The 15,619-nt window shown below is 42.6% G+C and carries 9 protein-coding genes; 1 reads left to right on the top strand and 8 read right to left on the bottom strand.

The window, feature by feature from the left end:
• Nucleotides 1-64: 64 nt before the first annotated feature.
• Entirely contained in the window at nt 65-1,303 is a 1,239-nt protein-coding gene (locus RDO37_RS02365) for an efflux RND transporter periplasmic adaptor subunit (RefSeq protein ID WP_308497982.1), read from the bottom strand.
• A 1,122-nt stretch (nt 1,304-2,425) separates the two neighbouring features.
• Nucleotides 2,426-3,922 (bottom strand): beta-Ala-His dipeptidase, encoded by a 1,497-nt coding sequence (gene pepD / locus RDO37_RS02360; protein ID WP_308497981.1) that lies wholly within the window; start codon nt 3,920-3,922, stop codon nt 2,426-2,428.
• Between the two features lie 1,111 nt (nt 3,923-5,033).
• On the opposite strand from pepD, the gene RDO37_RS02355 reads away from it, so the two are divergent.
• The gene (locus RDO37_RS02355) at nt 5,034-5,507 is read left to right on the top strand and encodes a hypothetical protein (RefSeq protein WP_308497980.1); all 474 of its coding nucleotides are present in this window, start codon (nt 5,034-5,036) and stop codon (nt 5,505-5,507) included.
• A 743-nt stretch (nt 5,508-6,250) separates the two neighbouring features.
• On the opposite strand, the gene RDO37_RS02350 is transcribed toward RDO37_RS02355, so the two are convergent.
• The 6 genes from RDO37_RS02350 to uspE form a co-directional block, all read right to left on the bottom strand.
• On the bottom strand, nt 6,251-6,652 hold the full coding sequence (locus RDO37_RS02350; protein WP_027938974.1) for a hypothetical protein: 402 nt from the start codon (nt 6,650-6,652) through the stop codon (nt 6,251-6,253).
• Between the two features lie 1,359 nt (nt 6,653-8,011).
• Nucleotides 8,012-9,118: an ABC transporter permease gene (locus RDO37_RS02345; protein ID WP_308497979.1), complete on the bottom strand. Its 1,107-nt coding sequence runs from the start codon at nt 9,116-9,118 to the stop codon at nt 8,012-8,014.
• Nucleotides 9,111-10,520, bottom strand: coding sequence for an ABC transporter permease (locus RDO37_RS02340; RefSeq protein WP_308497978.1), 1,410 nt, complete (start codon nt 10,518-10,520; stop codon nt 9,111-9,113). Before RDO37_RS02340 ends, RDO37_RS02345 begins: the two co-directional genes overlap by 8 nt.
• Nucleotides 10,520-12,433, bottom strand: coding sequence for an ATP-binding cassette domain-containing protein (locus tag RDO37_RS02335; RefSeq protein ID WP_308497977.1), 1,914 nt, complete (start codon nt 12,431-12,433; stop codon nt 10,520-10,522). Before RDO37_RS02335 ends, RDO37_RS02340 begins: the two co-directional genes overlap by 1 nt.
• A gap of 216 nt (nt 12,434-12,649) precedes the next feature.
• Nucleotides 12,650-13,654, bottom strand: a complete 1,005-nt coding sequence (locus RDO37_RS02330; protein WP_308497976.1) for an HlyD family efflux transporter periplasmic adaptor subunit — start codon at nt 13,652-13,654, stop codon at nt 12,650-12,652.
• 746 nt (nt 13,655-14,400) lie between these two features.
• Nucleotides 14,401-15,360 (bottom strand): universal stress protein UspE, encoded by a 960-nt coding sequence (gene uspE / locus RDO37_RS02325; protein ID WP_308497975.1) that lies wholly within the window; start codon nt 15,358-15,360, stop codon nt 14,401-14,403.
• Nucleotides 15,361-15,619 lie beyond the last annotated feature (259 nt).

The raw sequence follows: 15,619 nt of genomic DNA, 5'->3' as shown, positions 1-15,619 counted from the left end.
GAATCTAGTGCTTGCTACAAGTTGCTACTGACAGTACTAACGTTTTCTTGGCTGATAATTAACTTTATCGTGAGCTTGGGGCGTTGGCTGAGCTTTGCTCAAGACCTGATGCGGTAGTAGTAGGATTTACTACTGCTTGTACGGCAGCATCAGTATTCTTTTCCTGTTCGCCCATTTGCGCAGAAGTAGGATTGAGGTTGACGCCATCACGTGAGACTACCTTGATCTTGGAGCCGTGACGTAATGAGGCAGAGCCTGAGATAACCACTTCATAAGAGCTATCTAAGCCATCTAAAATTTGCCAACCATCCATAAAGAGCTCGCCTAAACGTACTGGAGTAGATAACACACGATCTTCTTGTACGGTATATACAAAGGCATTGCCCTTAGGATCGCGCATCACTGCTTTAGCAGGCAGAGTCATGATGTTCTGTTTAACACCGCCGTTGACCTTACATACTACAGCCATACCAGGTAGTAAGAGGTGGTCAGGATTATCAAATATGGCGCGTAAGGATAAAGAGCCGGAGCCTTCATCAACTAATACTTCAGTTAAGCTCAGTACGCCTAGGTTGGAGTATAAGGTGCCGTCCTCGAAGTACAAAGATACATCGTAGGCGCGGTCATTAAGATAGATTGAGCCATCTAAAAGGCCTTCACGTAAACGTCGCCACTCAAGAGAGCTTTGCTCCATATCAACATAAACCTTATCAAGATCAATGATGGTAGCTAGAGGAGTGGTTTGGTTTGCGTTTACTAAAGCGCCACGAGTGATCTTAGAGGTGCCGATGATACCTTTAATTGGAGCTCTTACAGTGGTGTAGTTAAGTGCAATTTGAGCTTGCTCAAGTGCAGCTAAGTAGAGCTTTTCATCAGCTTTAGCTAAGTCGTAAGCCAAGAGCGCATCATCACGTTCTTTTTCAGATGCACTACGACGCTTATATAAGGCTGCAAAACGCTCATAGTCCTTATATGCCATCTTACGTTGCACAACGGCACGCTCATAAGAGGCCTTAGCATGTTCAAGTTTGGCAAGGAAAGGAGCAGGGTCAATAGTGTACAGTGGGGTGCCCTCTTCGACCTCAGCACCTTCTTCATAAAGACGGTCGAGCACAATGCCATCAACTTGTGGTCTAACATCAGCACGGGTAAATGCACCTACACGACCAGACAGGCTATAAGAGCGCTCACGATTTTTAAATTCAGGATGGATGGTGCTGACCTCATAAACAGCTTCGGCAGCCGAAATTGTTTTAACGGTAGCAGTATCCTTTTGGCATGCAGTAACGAACAAGAGCGTCATTATGGCTATTAATGCGCTCATAGGTCTTAGGAGAACAGAGTTGTATGTTCTGTGCCTATGTTTTGAGGTATGCATAGCTCTAATCCCCTTGCCACATGTACTGACCAAAAGCATCTCAGTAGATTTGAGTACGGATAACTCGCAATGTTTAGTTTAGCTAGGTTCTGTTAAGACTCACAACAGACACTGCAAACAAAGCAAGCTTATGAAATATAGCGTAATTAGACGATAGGCCGCAATACAAAGCCCGATAAAGTTGAGAAATGATCACGACAGTGCAATTTACGACGCAAAAAATGCGTTAAAACTGAGTAAAACTGGTAAAAACTCAGCAAAACTTATCAATAGTAACGTCAAAGCACGAAACTTTAGCAAACCAACACATTGAGCCTTAAGCGCAGCTAAATAGCTCTTATTAACAAACAGCCCTGCCATAACATCTAGTTACAGGCTTGCAGCCATCTTAATAGCAATTAACAGCAAAAACCGCAAAGGCCGATAATGCATTCATCTGGGCATATGCTTAAGAGTCGACAAGCTGTGCGCAGCTATATAACTGCAGAGTAAAGCACAGCTATTAGAAGCTACAAGTACAATGCTAGAAGCTAGTGAAGTTACTGTTCATTAAAAGCATGAAGTTAGCTAAAGCATATGCAATTTGCTTGTGCTGAAGCTAAAAGCATAGTGAGTTCTATCAATAAGATAGCGCCTATGGAAAAGCATTCATAGTTCTATCAATAAGATAGCGCCTAAGAAAAAGCGTTGTGAGTACCATCATATGATGGCACCGATATTAGACAAGTTTGGTAAGCACCACAGTTCAAGTAAGTGAACTTAAGACATAAAAAAGGCCTTGTCATTACTGACAAAGCCGTTTTGATCTGAATATGCGCTTACGTTCTTTAACTATCGGAACGTGTATACAGAATATCCACAAAAACTTAGCAGTCACTTAGGAAACGACTAAAAATGCAAACTTTTTTTAATCATTATCCTCAAAGATAGACAATATCGGTGTTTTTGTCAGTCCATCAAGACCATGTTTTTTGATGCAGCTAGCCTTGTCTAGTGTGGTGGCTGCAGCTTATTAAGTTTGTTGTGAATAGTTTATGTATAGTGCGCTTAGCTTAAGCGTTCTAAGGTAGCCTTTAAGATGTCATAGACCTGCTCGGTGTGCTTAACAGAGCAGCACTCATCTGGAGAGTGGGCGCAGCGTACGGTAGGGCCTAATGAAATCATCTTGAGCTTTGGATTGGCCTTAGCAAAGTAGCCAGTCTCTAAGCCAGCATGGATAGAAGTAATCTTTACATCAATACCACACTGCTTTTTGTACTCATCCTTGAGGATGTCAATGAGATCACTCTCAGTTGGGGATGTCCAGCCAAAGCTACGGCCTTGGAAACCAACCTCAACATTGTCGAGTAAGGAGCAGATGCTATCAATCTTGTCGATAACATCGTCTAAGCCATGGTCACGTAAAGAACGTGGTAACAGGGCAATAGTAATAGCATCACTCTTAGTGCGTACAGTTGAAAGGTTGCAAGAGGTCTCAACCACGCCCTTGTACTCACTAGACATACGCATTACGCCATTAGGCAGAGCACGCAGCAGTGAGATGAGGTTTTGTGATGAAGTGTAAGACAGTGCATTAGCTTGCAGCTGGCATGAGCCTAAGATAAGGTGCATCTCAGGGTCGCTATCTGAATAGAGGTCTTGATAGCGAACCATAGCAGCACGAGCAGCATCCTTAAAGCTTGCAATGGTATTAGTTGGAACAGCTAACTCTACATAAGCAGAGGAGGCAATAGAGTTACGGATTTCACCGCCGTGGAACTTCTGAATAAAGAAGTCATTAGAGTCAGAAACCTCAGCTAAGATACCGCAAATGATATCGATAGCATTACCACGACCTAAGTGAATGTCACAGCCTGAGTGACCGCCACGTAGACCTGTGAGATTTAAGGTGATTGGAGTGCAATCCACAACCTTAACGAGCTCAGGGATGAAGGTTACATTAGCATTGATGCTGCCAGCACAACCAACAAAAAGCTCGCCATGATCTTCTGAGTCTAAGTTTAAGAGGTAGTCACCTTGCAGGTACTCAGGATCTAACTCAATAGCACCCTTCATAGAGCTTTCTTCTTCAACAGTGAAGATAGCAGTGATAGGGCCATGGCTCAGCTCTTTATCCTCTAACAGGGCGAGCATCAGGCACACGCCTAAACCATCGTCAGCACCTAAGGTGGTATTAGTAGCGGTGATATATGGACCCTCGCAGATCTCAAGCATCTTCTTGTTTACATCTGCAGTATTCTCATCCATATAACGAGGGACGATAGGATCTACTTTAAAGTTGTGCTCAAAGCCGTTGCGAGCAACAGGAACCATATCGATATGGCCCTGTAAAATAAGAGATGGGCTATTCTCACGACCAGCTGAGGCCTTTTTCTTGAGAATTACGTTACCGCACTCTTCAAGCTCACACTCAAGACCATGTTGCTGAGCAAAGTTAATAAGATACTTAGCAACACCACGCTCATTGCCTGATGGATGTGGAATATTGCATAGGTTTTGGAAGTGTGTGAAGACAGCCTGAGGGGCCAGATCTTTAATTTCCATACTTGAGATCCTAAAGAGACGGTGATCTAAGCAACAGCACATAGATGCCGTTCGTTAAACACATCGTGTTCTCAAAACATAAAGAGCACAAAGAGAACGGTATGATAGAGTTTAAGCAAGTCTTTGACAAGCAAAAACGTGTCTATTTTTCCCCTTGGCTACCAATGGTTCGGGCCATTATACCGCCGCTAGATATCAAATGATCCCAATAGCGCAACCAAATTGATATAGCTCATATAAATGCCGTTTCAGTGCAAATGACAATCAGGTATAAGAAACAACAAAAACTCTTTATTGCCAAAGTAGATGCTTATATGGCAGCTTGTTGTATAGCAAAATGGCTCTAGTGAAAACACTAAGATTTGTTTCCTAATAACTATGGCATTGCCAAAGGCCATAGCATGAGCTTACGCTGCCTAAAGGCGTGCTTTACATGCCAAATTAGCAATAAAGTTATGACTAGGTGTTCACGCAAGAGCAAAAGGCCGTTAATACAAGTAAGAGGCAGTTCAATGTGCTATGGCCAAATTACATATTGCTATATCTTAAGTCCACTTTGGATAGTTAAGCTGTTTACTCAACGACCTAAACATCTTTAGAACTTGGCACTTTTCTTAAAACATAAGCTTGAGCACAACTGATAAGCACTGATCTTAGATGTTCAAGAGAATAGTGTTTCTCTTGCATCAGCAAAACTTAAGTAAATAGCTTTGAAATGGCGATTTCTACCTAAGGGGGCGATGATCTCTTACACCTTGTTTTGTAAGAATAGATGTGACATAAGAATGTAAAGATGTAACTATAGTGACTACAAAATCCGCTATACATCGACGGTGTAGAGATTTATTGAAAAAATGTGATCTGCAACAAGTAGATCTCAAATGAGCTAATCTAGGTACATATATATGGCCTATACTCAAAGCTAAGAGACATAGTCTTAGGACTATTTTTTCATCCACTTCTGTAGACAAGGCATAAATCTAAGTTAATTAGACAAAGTCTTTGGAACTTAATGAAATCTGTATATACATAAGCCGTTTAGCGACATCATGCGCCGCTATGTAATAGTTAAAACGGTGTTGATTGCCAATTTAGGGCCATAGGAGCCTCTATGACAATAAGAGCTTTTGCATTCTCTCCAATTCGCTACATCATGATGCTGTTCGCAGCCTTTGTGGTTGCATTTACCACAAGTGGTTGTGGTATGAGCTCAGACGATTACGTAGGTACCTGGATGGGACTTGATCAACATGGTGGCAACTCTCATGTATATCAGTACGAAATCGAAACTAGCGAAGATGGAGAAGGCTACATCATTCGTGTTACTCAGTTTAATTACAATGTCGATATGACACAGACAACTGCAGTATGGAAAGAGTCTGCTCCTCACTTCTTTAGAGCACGACTTGATAAGGGCAACTTAGTCTCAGACATTGGTGTGATTAAAGCCGATCCTGCTAACTTCAGATTGCTTTATGGCAACATTCCTTTAGTACGTAAAGCCAAGAACACTGAGCTCAAGCTTAAGTATGTTGTTCGTGGTGAAGTTGAAGCTAAGTACCCAGGTATTGAAGTCTTAGACTAGTTTTAATGAACGCTTAGTTAATTAGTCCTTGCACTTGGGACTTTTAGTTAAATACAAGAAGGCAGCTTAGGCTGCCTTTTTTGATCTTGGGCCAACATAAAAAAGTCAGCAAACGCCACGCCTCACTGCCATCTATGCGGCTATATATGCTGCAGAACATAAGCCTTAGAACCAAACAGCAATTCATCACAGAATTAGTCCCATAGCGCCATGATCTTGAGTGGATAGCTATAGGCTCTTACCGCTGTGATCTTGAGGGGATAGCTATAGGTTCATAGAGCCGTGATCTTGAGGAGATGGCAATAGGGTCATAGCGCCGTGATCTTGAGGGGATAGCTATAGGTTCTTACCGCTGTGATCTTTACTGTGTCGCTATGAGCCTTATGGTCGTGATCTTAGGTAGGCGTGCGGTGATCTTGTGATCTTTAGATATTTTGTGCTGCTCAATTGGAGCTTTGGGCTAAATGCCATGGCAAGACCTAATAATATTGGGTGTCGTCACTTTGGAAGATGCTTATGCCTAGTATGAGGCGTGATTGGCTATGACGAATCTTACTCATGACAATAGCGCTTAGCTGCAAATGAGTAGTGCTTTTTAGTGAGGGAAAAGTTAGAAGAGGGATGCTTTAGAAGATTGGAGGGATTGATATAGCCCATATGTGCGGGCGCTGATGGGGCTTTAGTGTGGCAATAAGGGGCGCACAAAAAAGTAAGGCAGGTACTATGACCTGCCTAGAAGATAGCTATTTCTTATCAGAGAAATCTGCGCTATCTGCTGCCTCAGATTCTGCTTTTTGCATGCTGAGGTTTTCTCTAAGATTCTTGAGAGACTTCATAGCTTCAAGATCTTTCTTACGACGAACCAGCTTTGGAATGAAAACCAAACGCTGTGGACCGTCAGAGCGGTATACATGGTAACGCTTGAGGCCAGGGTACTGTCTTAAGAACTCCTCATAGAATTCGATAAGACCATATTTTTCCTTGCCCTGTACGCGACCAACGGAAGTAGAGCTTACACGAACTGAACGCTTACGATCAGCATCCCATCTGTTCTGGTAAGTACATACGTAGTATCCGCGATTGGAATCGCCGTTCGCAATGAGCGGAGGAATGTCTGGAAGCTTGTTTTGGTTATCTTGAGTCATATGTTTATCCAGTCGTGAACTACCTTCAAGCAAAAGCTTGTGTGGTTTCCTACTTCATCGAGACGGTGCTCTCCGTAGGCGTCGTTGAGGGCTGCTTTTAGCAACTCTCTTTAGGTTTGGCACGTCCCCGTACCTACCTTGCATATCTTGTAACGTACAAACTTACGTTAGTTTAACTTTGGCATTGTCAAACCATCTTAAAAAGCAAGATGGAACATGTCGAGCAAAATAGCGTAGAGATGGGATTACTCTGCACTAACAATAAACAAGATAAGCAATTATCAGCTCGTACTTAAGCAGCCTTCTATGTAAGGGCATGGCCTTAAGGCTATTGTATCAGCTTTGAAATAAAGTAACACAATTTTCTTTACAAAGAATATTGCTTAGAAGCACTCGCTTTCTGATTAAGTTTTTTTAGGTACTTGGAAAAATTGGTGCCATAGGTACATGGCACTTGTAGAAGTTAAATCGTACAAGCAGCAAACGCTTGTTATGGGCATTGCTGAGAGACAGAAATGCTCAAGATTTAGTTTGATATTGTACGGCAAAAATGATGTGAAGTGGGAAAAATTGATCTTTTTGTTTGATATTTCTTTGCCACAGCACGTTCATGTTGCTACTTAATAGCATAACTAGATATAGAGTTTCATTGCATATATGCCATTAATTTATGTTTTAAAAATGTGATGCAATGTTGCAAATTTTCATCATCTTATGCTCTAAGAAAGCTATGTCTAACTGATTTTTAAGAAAAGTTTCAACACTAAGATTATAGCTATGCACAAGAGTTGTTCATTTGCATATTATTGCGGCTCGATCATCACTACCTACATCATGGTTGGTTTCATAGCTATCACATAGTTATCATATATTAGCATGAAAATAAGTCACATAGTTGATTGAGAAATGCTAAACGTGATAAATAAGCCAAATCTGCTAATCTTATACTTTGACACTATGTATCTATTTGAATTAAGGTGATGGTTTTAAATGATCAGTAACGCTTAAGAATTATGCGTTTGATGATCTAAATTAAGTCATGCTGCTTAGTGCAAATGAGATGTTTCATGAGGTCAAGCAAATTTGACTATTTACCTAGCAAAGTTAGTGTGTGCTATCTAGCGTTACCTTAACAAGCCATCTATGTGCTATCTAGGCATGATAGAAAAGCGATTGCAAAGCAAGGTCGTGCATATTGCTAAGCAAAGAGGTTTTAGCTGTTTAGTGTGCTGTAGCTTTCTAGGTTAAGAGCTCTTAGCAACTTATTTTGTTGTAGTTTTCTAAGCGAAGAGCTCTTAGCAATTTAGTTTGTTGTAGCAGCTAAGAGCTCTTTGCGAATGATAAGGTTAGGTCTATTAGTTAGCCAAGCTTGCCTCTAAACAAGGCTACAGCTGTACCCATACTTACAGCGCCTAAGCCAAAGAGAGGTATCAACAGATGAATTACATTCATAAGTTCTTGGCCCTCTAAGTAGATGCGTCTTAACGCCTCTAATCCGTAGTAAAAAGGGTTCACTAAAGTAAAGTACTGCATCAGCTCAGGCATAGCCGAGCGTGGGGTAATCATGCCCGAGAGAATAATTGATGGCAGCACAATGGTAAATGAGATTACTACCGATTGTTGTGAGGTGGAAGATAGCGCCGATATGGCCAATCCAATGCCCACAGTACAAAGACTAAAAGTGGATATGACAAAGAGGAAAGAGAAGAAGTTTCCTTGGAACGCAATGTCAAACCACAATACGCAAATTAAGAATAGTGCTAATCCTTGAGAAATGGCGACAAGGGTTGGTGGTAGTGCTTTACCAACTAAGATCTCCACTGGATTGAGCGGAGCTAAAAGCATCATGTCAAAGGTGCCTTCTTCTCTTTCGCGAGATACCGACAAGGAAGATAGCATCATTACTTGAATCATCGACAAGGCTAGGATCATGCCGGTAAGAATGCTGTACTGCGTGATGTTGTTGACGTTGTACAGATAGCGATGCTCAACGCTGATGCCACCATAGATTCCTTTAATCTTTTTTTGCTCATTGTTATAAGACGCAACAATACTTTGCACATATGAAGCTGCAGTATTAGCTGAGGCTGTATTGCGAGCATCAGTAGCAATGAAAATAGTCTTGGTCTTATGAAAGTCAGAGGCGATAAAAATACCAAGCAAAGCATCGCCATGATCTAGCGTTTGCTTATAGCACAGCTCATCTTTGCAGTACTTAACTTGAGCAAAAGCAGGGCTATTGCTGACGCGTCTGACGATCTCAGTTGCCACCTTGTCATTGCTATCTTGGTAGATAACAAAAGGTACATGCTCTAGATTAAAAGTTGCACCATAGCCAAAGAGAATCGACTGAATGATGATAGGTAACACCAAGATCTTACGTGTGCCTTTATCCATCAGCATCACAACAAATTCTTTGTAGATCAAGGCCATGAGGCGCGTAAAAGCTAACTGAAAGTTACTCATTGCTACCCTCCTTCTTTAGCTCAGATTGACTATCTTGGCTTAGCTCTGATCTTGGCTCGTGCAGCTGACTGCGCTGATCTTTTAGATGACTGCTGTGATCTTGTAGCTGACTGCTCTTGCCTTGCTGCTGATTGTTTTTAGCTTGGCTATCATTGTTGCCTGTTGTGATGTCTTTTGCTTGTGGCGATGGAGTAGCTGCAATGAGTTTGGTAGGCGGAGTGCGCTTAAACTCGCCGTGTAAAACTAGGTAGCATGCTCCACTGAGAATGGCCGCAAAGATCAGCATGATAAATAGGTTTTTGAAGATGATGTCTTCACTGCCACCCGATAAAAAGCAGATCTTGGCCGACTCTACAGCATAGGTTGGCGGAAAGAGGTGCGCGATAAATGAGATCGCAGGGGCGATAGCGCGCAAGTCAAAGACGGCACCTGAGAGCAATATAGACGGTAAGAAGCTCAAAATGATGGCAAACTCAGATGCGAGGAACTGATTTTTAGCAATGGCAGAAATTAGAAGACCAAGCATAACTGAGACATACAGATACACTGCCATAGTTAGGATGAATAAGATCGCCGATCCTCTAAAGGGCAGATTGTACATAAGCATGGCGCTGAGTATGGCAAATACTGCTCCTAAGATTGAGAGTAAGTAGTACGGCACGATCTTAGAGATCAAAAACTCTGCTGCATTGATATTGGTAGCCTTTAAGCCAGTGATAGTACCGCGTTCAAACTCTCGAGCGATCACGATAGAGCACATGAATGCAGACATAAGCGTAACGACACCGACAAGCTGTCCTGAGAGCAAATACCATGTGGAGGTATTGGCCTCGTTAAACCAATTGCGGGTGGTTATTTGTACTTCTTTGTATGCAGCATTAGCTAATGAGCCCGATGCCTGTGCATTTTGCGCATTAATGCTTCTAATGTAGCTTACCTGTCTACTAACTCCTTTGAGTGCAGGGCCAGATAGAACTAGAGCCTCAAGATAAGACTTAGCTGCAGTAGCGGCCTGTGAGTCAGAACCATTGAGCGTAATCATGATAGAGCCTTTATGGTGGAGAGCTCTTTGCGAAAGATTTGGTGGCACCACAATGTAGGCTGCAATGTCATGATCTAGCAGCATCTTTTGAGCATCCAACTCGTTATTAACAGTACTAAGCTCAAAGTAGTCTGATCCTGCTATAGCAAAAGCTATTTCTTTAGAGATAGGATCATCGATCTTGTCTGTCACCAATGCTACTGCCACTGGCTTGACGTCCATACGCATGCCGGCACCATAGAGCACTACGAGCAGCAATGGAATTACAAAAGCCACAATCAGTACTGACTTATCAGCAAGGATTTGCTTTAGCTCTTTGAAAACAAGAGCTTGTATATGGGAAAGATTAACTAAAGACATCACTTAACCCCTCCATTGCGACGATCGTTAACGCACTTGACGAAAGCCTCCTCAATTGAGATGCGCTTGTTGCCTTGCAAACAGATTTCGTCAGGTGTGCCTAAGATTAAGATCTTGCCTTGATCCTGAATCAAGAAGCGATCGCAGTACTCAGCCTCTTCCATAAAGTGAGTAGTTACAATCACCGTAGTGCCATTAGCAGCTAGCGAAGCAATCATTGACCAAAAGGCACGACGCGAGGTTGGATCAGCACCAGAGGTAGCTTCATCTAAAAATAAGATGCTCGGGCTATGGATCAGAGCACATGCCATGGATAGAGAGCGCTGAATGCCGAAAGGTAGGTTTTCAGAAATCTCATTTAAAAATGGCTCAAGCATAAAGACCTTGCTTACCGCGCTAATACGCTCATCTAAGATCTTGCCTTTAAGTCCATAGCTTTGCCCAAAGTAGGTTAGATTTTGCATCGCAGTGAGCTTGCGATAGAGACAAAACTTCTGTGCTACATATCCAATGGTGGCACGTACTGAGCTTTTGGCATGTTTAAGCTCTAAGTTATTAATTAAGATGGTGCCGTGGCTAGGATTGAGCAAGGAGCAAATCATTCTGAAAGTAGTGGTCTTGCCCGCTCCATTTGGTCCTAGTAGACCAAAGATCTCGCCTTTGTACACCTTAAAGTTCGAGTCATGTACAGCCGTAAAAGATCCAAAGTCTTTTCTAATGCCATCCACACTAATGACTACTTCACCATTGCCATCAAAAGAGGTGCTTTTATTGCCTGAGTCGTCATAGCCATCTGAGTCATAGCCATCCGAGTCATGGCCATCTGCACGCAGATTAGATAAGAGTTCAGAGGCGTAGCTGCCACTATGGCGATCATAAGTAAGATCGATATAGGCGTCCTCTAAAACCGATGGGCGCTTTAATAGCGTAAAGTTATCAGCAACTGCTCTAATGGACTTATCTTGAGCTTTGGAAAAGAGAGTCTTGAGATCTTGAGTAATGCTTTGGACACTTACATCATTCTCAGCAAGCAGCTCAATGCGTCCCATACGAGGGCAGATGTCTTTTAGCGATGTAAGATCGCTAAGATGACACATCATATAGCGTGAGAGCTTTTGATAAGATATGTCCTCATGCAAATCAATGTAATAGCACTGATTGGCAACATCCTCACGTAATTGAGCTGCAGTACCAGCAAAGAGCAATTTGCCCTCTTTGATAAAGATCGTTAAAGAGGCTTTATCTGCCTCCTCAAGGTAGAGTGAGGAAAAGAGACAATAGCTGCCAGTATCAAGTATATAATCTTCAATAATGGCCCATAGCTCGCCACGTGAGATCGGATCAACACCCACAGTTGGCTCATCTAAGAGTAACAATGCTGGTTTGGCGCTAATGGCACAGGTTAAGGCTAGCTTTTGCTTCATGCCTCCAGAGAGTGAGCCTGCTTTGTAATCTTTAAACTTGATTAAGCCTACCTTTGCAAGCAAGTCCTCTAAATAGAGATCGAGTGCAGCCTCTATATCATCGCTGCTAGTAGATTGCGGCGAGTTTGTCTGTTGACCACTTGTATTGAGAAGCGATCTTGCGTCAATGTCACGCAAGGTGGCAAAGAGCCTTAGATTAGTCATGACCGATAGATCTTCGTAAAGACCTAAGGTTTGCGACATATAGCCGATCAACGCTCCTGATCCTTTAGGCTCAAGGTTTAATGAGCAGATGCCCTCATCAGGCGCAATTAATCCTGCAATCATCTTGAGTAGCGTAGATTTTCCTGAGCCATCTGGTCCAATTAAGGAAATCATATGATGCTCAGGGCCAATCTCAAGATTAAGCGCATCTACTGCCGCAAAGGCACTACCATCTTGTTTTTTGAAGATCTTGGTCAGATCTTTAAATGATAACAGTGCACTCATAATCACGTCCTTTGATCTTTAACTAAAGGCAAATCAGGCCATAAAGATAAGATCGCCACTAAAGATAGTGGCTTTTAGATTAATAGCCGTAGCTATAAGGATGCTGCCATGATACGTAGACCAACGCCTGATTTAGGTGGGGCGATTAATTGGATCATGGAGCTTATAGCTACGATTGAAGGTGTCACTTATCTTATAAGTGAGCTACTTTAGATCCTATTTGAGGGCTTTGTTGCTGTTGTCAGGAGCCTCACCTTTTAAATAGACAGTGATAGCTTGGCCAAAACGTAGCACATGCTTAGGATCTTCAACTTCAACACTGATCTCATAGATAAGATCGGCTCTAAGATCTTCAGTCTGTACGCTTTTAGGTGTGAACATGGCTGTAGGACTAATAAAGGAAATTTTGCCTACCATTGGAGGTCCATATGGGCGTTCTACGCTCACGGTATTACCAAGCTTAGCCAAGGTTAGCTGAGCATCAGATAGGTAAATACGGATCTTCTTAACGTTCTCATCGGTAATGGAGAAGATCGTCTCTCCAGCACCCACAAAGTCAGATAACTCATGAGTACGTGAACGGATGGTGCCGCTAAACGGAGCGACGATATTGCCTTGGGAGTTGATTTGGTAGTTAAGATAGGAAAGTTGCTCTTTGCATGCAGTAACCTTAGAGGCTTGAGATGAGATGATCTCCTCACGATAGCCACGCTTGTATAAGGCAAGCTGAGCCTCAGCTTCTTTTAATGTGGCTTTGGCTTCATCGTAGGCAGCCTTGGAGCTATCAAACTCTTGTTTGGAGATGGATTTGCTCTTGAGCAAGGAGGCGTTACGCTCATAAGTAATGGCAGCTAAGTCAACTGCAGCCTGGCTCTTTTGTACTGAAGCTTCAGCTGAGGCAAGCTCTTCACTGAGGTAGCCGTTTTGATACTGTGTCAATAGTGCTTCTTCAGCTTGGCAATTGGCGTACTGAATACGTAAACGATGGTCGAGATCTTGGGCATCAAGGGAGGCAAGGATAGCGCCTTTTTGAACCTGCTGGCCTTCATCAGCTGAAAGTTTGATGATCTTGCCTGAACGCTCAAAGGACAAGAGACTATCTTTAATGTCGACAGTACCATGTGCTTTGTATGGGTTAAGGCCTTCATGTGAAATCAGGGCATAAGCTAGAACAGCTAAGAAAGCGACAGCTGCAGCTATGATGAAAAACTTCTTGCTCATTGGACACCCCCAAGACAAAATCGCGATGCATGCATATGCATAAGAGATCTTGTGCCTGTATAAGGAACTGCTCTAATTAACGGTATTACTATAAGAGCAGTAGCTGATGTTTGTGAATAAACAGCACTACCAAATCCGCTTCAATAATTCTGTTCAAGCTATAAGCATCAAAGCAATAAGCATAAAGCAATAAGCCCCACGCCATCTAGGCTTTATCGCTAAAGCTATATAGCTTGCAAAGAAGCGGCGACATGGCACGGCTTGTTTACAGTTGCTATGCAAAGAGCCATTCTACGCGCCTACAAAAGAATGCGCGGTTACGTGGATATAGCATATGCAATTAGATGCTTATGTTTTGCTAACTTTGAGGCAGCCAATGCCATAACATCTCTCTAGAGCAAGTGGCTACGACAATGCGGTCTAAGCGCTATGTCCAATAGTACGTATTGGCTATTTAAAAGAACTTAAATAGGCTCGTACGCACTAAAAATAGGACGCACTAAGACTCAAGCAAGACAGAATTAACGGATAACACCATCTAAGTTTAGCACCTTGAATGAATTAATGATCAGTAATCATTGTGTTTAGTTGTTTGTGCTAAAAATGCCTATACATTAGTTCAAATTCTTTGCAGCGGTAGAGCAAAACTAAAAAAGGCCTTTGCTAGCTAAAGTCAAAGGCCTTTTGAAATGGATAAATGGACTAATGGAAAACTTAACAATTAGTGGTTAACTGCACTCGCACACTTACTCCTGTGTATGAGCACTAGCAGCATCTGAGTTAACTGTAGTGGTATTGAGCACGTACAGATCGGCATTAATGTAATCTACGATCTCCTCGCAAGTATTGCCGATAAGTGCAGCCTTAACACCGGAACGACCATGAGAGCCAATGTAAACGGTAGCAGCGTTCAGTCGCTTGCACAGCTTTGGCAGAACGTCATCTGGCATACCCTCTGCGATATGGCAGTTCTCCTCAGGGATATTATGCTTTTTAGCAAAGTCTAAAATGCGCTTCTTGTGTTCGGCTAAGACGCTTTCAGCATAAAGCTCTGGAGCATAGTTAGGTACTTCGAGCATTACTGTAGGCAGTACCACAGGGGCACTGTTTACAATGTGAATTGGTGCCTTAGTAATGGTTGAAAGTGCCTGAGCCTCACGTAAGAGCAGTACATTGAGGATCTGTTTTTCGCTCGACGTAAAATCAACTGCAATAACGATTGAGCTTTTCTCTGACCACTCGTGTTCTTTTGCAATGATGACCGGAATGTTGGCGTGACGGAGCAAGTTCCAATCATGTGGAGTAAAGATGATTGAATCAAGGATGCCATGATGGTTTGCGCCCTTGATAATCAAGTCATAATTACCACTGTTAGCCTCAACGAGCATGCCCTCTGAAACATCACGGGTCCACTTGACAAGAGTCTTAATGCGAGAGGCAACATCGGCACTCTCGTGATGTTTTTCAAGAACAGACTTCACGATGCTATCGAGTTCTATTTTGGTAACTTCCTCGACGTCATGATGTGTGGTGATTTCGCTCTTCTTGCCAATGAATGGCACATCGTTGGAGAAGTCGTAGATAAGACGCAGTGCTGTGATGGTGACTCTAGGATTGTAGTGAATAATCTCTATAGCTCTCTCAAGAGCAAGCTGGCGGTCTTTCTTAGGTTCTATGATGACCAGGATGTTGTTGTACTGTCTCATAGCTTTCTCCTTAATGGTGCGGAGGGATGATAAAGTGCATGACTGACATTGCTGACCATTGACCCTAAGCCGCAACATCTGATGCAAAGCGACACCATAGTCTTATATTAAGACAACAAAAGGTCTTGGGCGGATTTTCCTCTAAGAGCATGTTGTAATTTGTGATATAGAACTAAAAAAGCTTTGCGCTTTAACAAATATGGCGCTCAATTGCCCTCAAAAAATCTTAGCTTACGGCTATACCAAGTTGAGCTACAGC

The sequence above is a fragment of the uncultured Anaerobiospirillum sp. genome, assembly GCF_902485895.1.
Classification (GTDB): domain Bacteria; phylum Pseudomonadota; class Gammaproteobacteria; order Enterobacterales; family Succinivibrionaceae; genus Anaerobiospirillum; species Anaerobiospirillum succiniciproducens.
The sequence above is the reverse complement of the archived record's forward strand: the minus strand, read 5'-3'. Positions and strand labels throughout refer to the sequence as shown.